At 35.7% G+C, this 6362-nt stretch carries 1 protein-coding gene; it reads left to right on the plus strand.

Translation table 11 applies throughout. The annotated features are described in order from the left end of the window. Positions 1–205: 205 nt before the first annotated feature. Positions 206–6362 (plus strand): hypothetical protein (locus N4A35_05995; protein MCT4580951.1); only part of this gene is annotated, 6157 nt, incomplete at its 3' end.

Here is a 6362-nt window from a genome sequence, read left to right on the forward strand (position 1 = left end):
ATCCATCCCTAAAAAACTGCCTGAATAACATGATTTTTAATGAATTATCGTGTTTAATCTGAAAAAATGTCTGCTTTAAATAAAATCTTAAGACAATAAGTCACAAATAGTTGTTAATAAAAACGTTTAATAGTATATTTTCGCTCTATAAAAAAAGCAACTAAGTCGAGTTTAACTCGTCTTTTTTTATAATTAACACTTAAACATGAATAATAGTTCTATATATAAAAAGTTAAGTTCGATATTCTTAGCTTTATTTCTTACGTTTTCATTTTTTGGACAAAGTAATTTAATTCTGGTTAATTCAAGTGTAAGTAATGGGCTAACGCCTTGTTTGGGAGTAGCCGATTTTGTGGTGAATATGGAGAACCCATCGCCTTTTACTATTGCAAATGATACCGTTACGATAACACTTCCAGGGGGAATCAATTATATTGCAGGATCAGCAAATAATGCTAATGAAGTAGATATATCTGATTTGGAAAACCCTGTCTTTGTTATTCCAGATTTAAATACCTTGTCAACCTATAGTTTTTCTATTCAAATTGAAACAGGATGTGATGTACAAGCATTTATAGATGGAGGAGGTACAATTTTAAATAGTGTGTTATTTGATTTCGATGCGATTAATAGTTCTGGTGCAATTACCCCAGGGACATTTACACACCAGAGTAATGTTTATGCGATTACAATTCCTAACTTATCAATTACGAATATCACTAATCAAAGTTTTACAGGTTCGGTAGGAGATGTGTTTGACCGTTGTATCACGATTATTAATGGAGGTAGTGGTCCATTAGCAACATTTACTCTAGAAGATCAACACGGTTCAGGGGTTATGGTAAACTCTGTAAGTGTAGGAACAAATACCACTACTGGTTTTACTGAGAACATCGTATTAAATGGAGCTGATTTTACTACTGTTGGAAATGGAGATAATTTATTCGATCCAGGAGAGAGTATTACGATTTGTGAAAATATAAGTATCGTCCAATGTGCTGGAACTGCTTCATTCTTTTCTTATCATTGGGGATGTAATGGACAACAATGTCAAACATTAACTGATGGAGCCAACATTGTCTTTCCAGGAGAAGCTCCAAATTTAGTATTTACCAAATGGAGTGGGTATTCCAGAGGAACAGGAAGTGGTGGTAATAATGGATCTTGTTTTGGCAATAATGGAACAGGAGACTTCCCAGCTTCATTAACAATAACTAATGATGGTACGGGAACAGCATATAATACTAATATCGATTTGTTTAATGGTTGGACAACTTATATGGTGAGTAACTATTACAGTTCATTTAATTTATCAAGTTTTACCTACACCATTAACGGAGGAGCCCCTCAACCATTAACGTTTGATCAAACCTACAATTCAAGCAATAAATCATGTTTACCTGCTAATCCTATTGGTCGCGTTAAGTTTTCTTTTGATAGTATTCAAACGACAGATACCATAGTGATTAGTTGGAATCATTTTACTTGCTGTGAAGACGATGGAGTATGTCGTAATTCAGAGAGAAGACATTTGTTAGGTTGGCGTTTTGAAGGAACTTATGAAAATAAATGTGCTGAAGAATATCCAATCGTTCTTCAACAAGGAATTTATACCTCATATTACAGACACAGAATGTCTTTAGATCAATCTCCAGGAACACTTTTTGGAACTTCTACTGGAACAATGAGTTTTCTGACTTCTAATTTCGAATTTCCATTCCCTAATAATAGCACTAATCGTGTCTTTTGGTATGAAATAGTTTTACCTTCTTGTTTAACCGTTGATCCAGCAACATTTATCGTAAGAGATTATCAAAATACGGTTATAGGTGGTATCCCAGATTCAGTTAGAACAAGTGGAGATACCATACGAATTTATTACGACCGACCAATAGGAGGAACGCAGTCTACTGTTTCTTTTGATATACAATTAGATTGTTCAACTTGTGGTGCTACTGGCCCAGCTACTGTTGAGTTAAACTCTTATTTTATACCAGATAAAAATTGTGGATGTGAAATGAAATTAGGTTGTACAAGTGGTCAAGTTGAGTTGATTTGTCCAACACCTTGCGAAGGGATAAGTATGTATGATTTTGAATCACAAAGAATCAACTTTGGTTTACCTGATAATGATAATAATGGAATTCCAGATGGGGTAGGAGTTGTCGATCAAACTTTAGCTCGACCTGATCGTTTAATGTATGGAGATACCTTAGGAACAGTATTCAAAGCTACAGTAAATAGAACAACTGGAGTAAATTGGAATTACATTTATGCTAGAACATTAATCGAAAATGTTGGAAACAGGTTTGCAGCAGCTACCAATTCAAGTATTACCATATATGATGCAAGCACTGGAACCTATTTTACATGTAATACTATTCCTGCTCCTGCTGTTGCAACAACAGGAACAACTAGAGATTTTGTACATGAATTAGATTTAAATACATTAACATCTAATGGCTGTTTCCCTGCTGGATATATTTTAGATCATGGAGACTCCATTATTTTTAATGCAAATTATGTCGTAAATTCAAATGTTGGTGGGGCAATTATTGCTGGGACGTGTGATAATATGATTTATGCAACAACAGTTCAAAATCCAGCATTGACTGATACACCTAATATTTATGGATGTCCAAATATTCAAAGAAGTTTCTCTGTATTGGGATATTACACGACTAACTGGGGAACAAGTACTTATGAAACAAGTACCTGTGGGCAATTTACTACAACTCAAAATTATTATTTGAGTATAGGCCCTTGTTGTAACAATTATGCTGGAGGTAATTTATTTCCTTATGAATATCGTCATTGGAATACACCATCTATATTGCAAGTTACTATGCCTGATGATTATACTTATATCAGCGCAAGATTTAATTTCAGAAGAACAACTGGTACATTAGCAAGTAGTACTACTGTTGGGTTAAATGGTAGTTATGATCCATCCGGTTATTTCGATATAACACCAGCTACCATCACTGGAAATACTTATCGCTTTGATATTGGGCAGTATTTTGGAACCGATGCTATAAATGATAGTATTTTAGTTGGAGATGATGGATATTATGGGACATTACTTGTTACTTATGAGCCAAACTGTCAAGTTGAAGATTCAACAGCTTTTATCCAATACAGATGGGAATATACACCAACAGCTCAACTTCACCCAACTGCTTATACTATAAACAATGCCAATAACCAAGATAAAATAACATATAACAGACCTAATGTAAGTATGCAAACCAATCTAGTTTCAGTAAATACAGCAACTGGAGATGTGGAATGGGACTTAATGATTAACAATTCATCAGCACTTTCAGATGCTAGAAATATTTGGTTTGGAGCGCCTACTACTGGTACTATTATCGCTGATAGTTTGTTTGATATTTCAGGGAATACTATGCTATACCCTTCTACAAATGGAATTTTTCAAGCCAATCAATTGTTAGCTACAGAAACACGTAACTATAAGTTATATACCCATATAAATTCTTGTTTTTCGGATAGTATAAAAGTGTATTTTGGATGGGATTGTACTGGATATCCAGCAGACGTAGGTTCTTACCCATGTGATATGGAAGAAGTAACCTTGTATATTACTCCTTTAATGCCAGAACTTTCTAATACTATTGCAACAATAAGTGCCGATACAATTGGATTGTGTGATACTGCTGAATTTGAGATCGAAGTTCGAGATTATCAATTAGGAAATGCCTATAATGTCTTGACTGATATTTACCTACCCTCAGGAATGTTTATAGCTCCAGGAAGTGTCCAGATGGATTATCTTACTGGATATACAACAATTCCTGATCCAACATTAGTTTCTGGTAATACTTTTAGATGGGATATACCTGTTATTGATGATACTATAGGCTTATATGGGTTGAGTGGTGTATTAGATAATACCAGAAATTCGTATAGAATTCGATTTAAATGTTATACAGATTGTGATTTCGTTTCTGGAAGTCGTGTATCTTGTAAAACAACCGGAAATGCTTTTTGTGGTGCTCCTCGAAGTTCTAATATTGGAGTTTCTAATCAAGTCTTTATAGGTGATGCTTTGCCTCCATATCTAGCAACAATAAACATTAATACAACATATATTACTCCTTGCTTGGCTGGAACTCCTGTTGAAATCGAAATTATTAATAATGGACCACAAGCGTTTAATACAAATGATTCTATTTCGGTCCTTTTAGGAAACGGATTAAGTTATGTTAATGCTTCATTTAATGGTCAGTTAAACCCACCAGCTAATGGCGTTCCTCAAATTACAGGAAATGCTCTTGCTTGGAGGCTACCTTCTGGAGTTGGGGTAGGAGATACTTGTCGATTTGATTTCCAAATTAATGGTGATCCGAATGATTTATTATGTGGAATTACACAAGTGAGCTCACAAATCACAACTTATGGAAATGCTTTGTGTTCATCTACTGGAATAAATTGTAATATCGATGTCGCTACAGCTGATACTCTAAGAAATGTTTTCGTATTTAAAGGTTATTTAAATGTTTCAAATAGCTCAGCAACTTCGGTTCCAAACCCACCATCTGGTGAAACAGTAACAGTGAATTTTGATATAAATAATACAGGAGAAACAATTAGTACCGGAACCAATACAATTGTTCAGTACTATAATGATGATGACAATAATGGAGTTTATTCTGTAGGAGATACCTACCTCACTAGAGATACGATTGTAGATGCCTTGGTCGCTAATACGGTATATAATTATACAACAACATTAAACCTAAATGCAGGGAATACTTGTAATATCATAGCGGTAATTGATACCAGTTTAAACCCTTGTACTTGTACACCATCTCAAATATTGATTAATATTGATTTAATAGGTCCAACTACAAGTCATGTATTATGTTCTGGGGAAACAGTAAATATAGGAAATGCTCCAATCAATACTTATACCTATTCTTGGAATCCAACAATTGGACTCAGCAGTTCTACAATAGCTCAGCCCAACTTCTCCAAAAATGTAGTTTATCCAAATACTGAAAACCTAACATATATTAGGACGATTAATAAACAAGGCTGCTTTGCAACAGATACGGTATTGTTTACCATTTATTCAATACCAACAGCTGATGCTGGAATAGATCAAGATTTATGTAATACTTATACTACGACGTTAGCAGGAAACCAACCACAAGGAACTGCAACAGGAATGTGGACCATGGATGCCACACATACGCAACCAAGTGTAGTTACGTTTGCTGATGCGACGCAGTATAATACAAATATTAGTAATTTACAAGAAGGGACTTATCGTTTGATATGGACCGTAAGTAATGGAACTTGTACACCTGCTACAGATGTTGTAGAAATTAGAGTTTATAATCAACCAACTTCAAATGCTGGTACAGATCAAGATTTGTGTAATGTATACACGACTACATTAGCAGGGAACACACCTCCAGGAACTGCGACAGGATTATGGACGATGGATGCTACCCATGCGCAACCAAGCGCAGTTACGTTTGCAGATGCGACGCAATCTAATACAGGAATAAGTAATTTACAAGAAGGGACCTATCAATTGGTTTGGACTGTGAGTAATGGAACTTGCCCCCCTGCTTCTGATACAGTGACTATTCGTGTATATGATCAGCCAACTTCAAATGCTGGAACGGATATAGATTTATGTAATACTTATACAGTAGCATTGGCGGGGAATAATCCTCCAGGAACTGCGACAGGATTATGGACCATGGATGCCACGCATACCCAACCAAGTGTAGTCACTTTTGCTGATGCAACGCAGTTTAACTCTAATATAAGTAATCTACAAGAGGGAACCTATCGTTTAATATGGACCGTAAGTAATGGTACTTGTACACCTGATACTGATATTGTAGAGGTTCGAGTTTATGACCAACCAACTGCTAATGCAGGGATAGACCAAGATTTATGTAATATTTATACCGCTACTTTGGCGGGGAATTCTCCACTTGGAACTGCAACAGGATTATGGACGATGGATGCGACTCATACCCAACCAAGCGTGGTAACCTTTGCAGATGCTACACAGTTCAATACCAATATTAGTAATTTACAAGAGGGCACTTATCGTTTAATATGGACCGTAAGTAATGGAACCTGTACACCAGCAACAGATGTTGTAGAAATTCGAGTTTATGACCAACCAACTTCAAATGCTGGAGTAGACCAAGATTTATGTAATGTTTATACGACTACTTTAGCAGGGAACACACCTCCAGGAACTGCGACAGGAACTTGGACCATGGATGCAACGCATACCCAACCAAGTGTGGTAAACTTTGCAGATGCTACGCAATTCAATACCAATATTAGTAATTTACAGGAAGGAACCTATC

The sequence above is a fragment of the Flavobacteriales bacterium genome (genome assembly GCA_025210295.1).
Classification (GTDB): domain Bacteria; phylum Bacteroidota; class Bacteroidia; order Flavobacteriales_D; family Parvicellaceae; genus S010-51.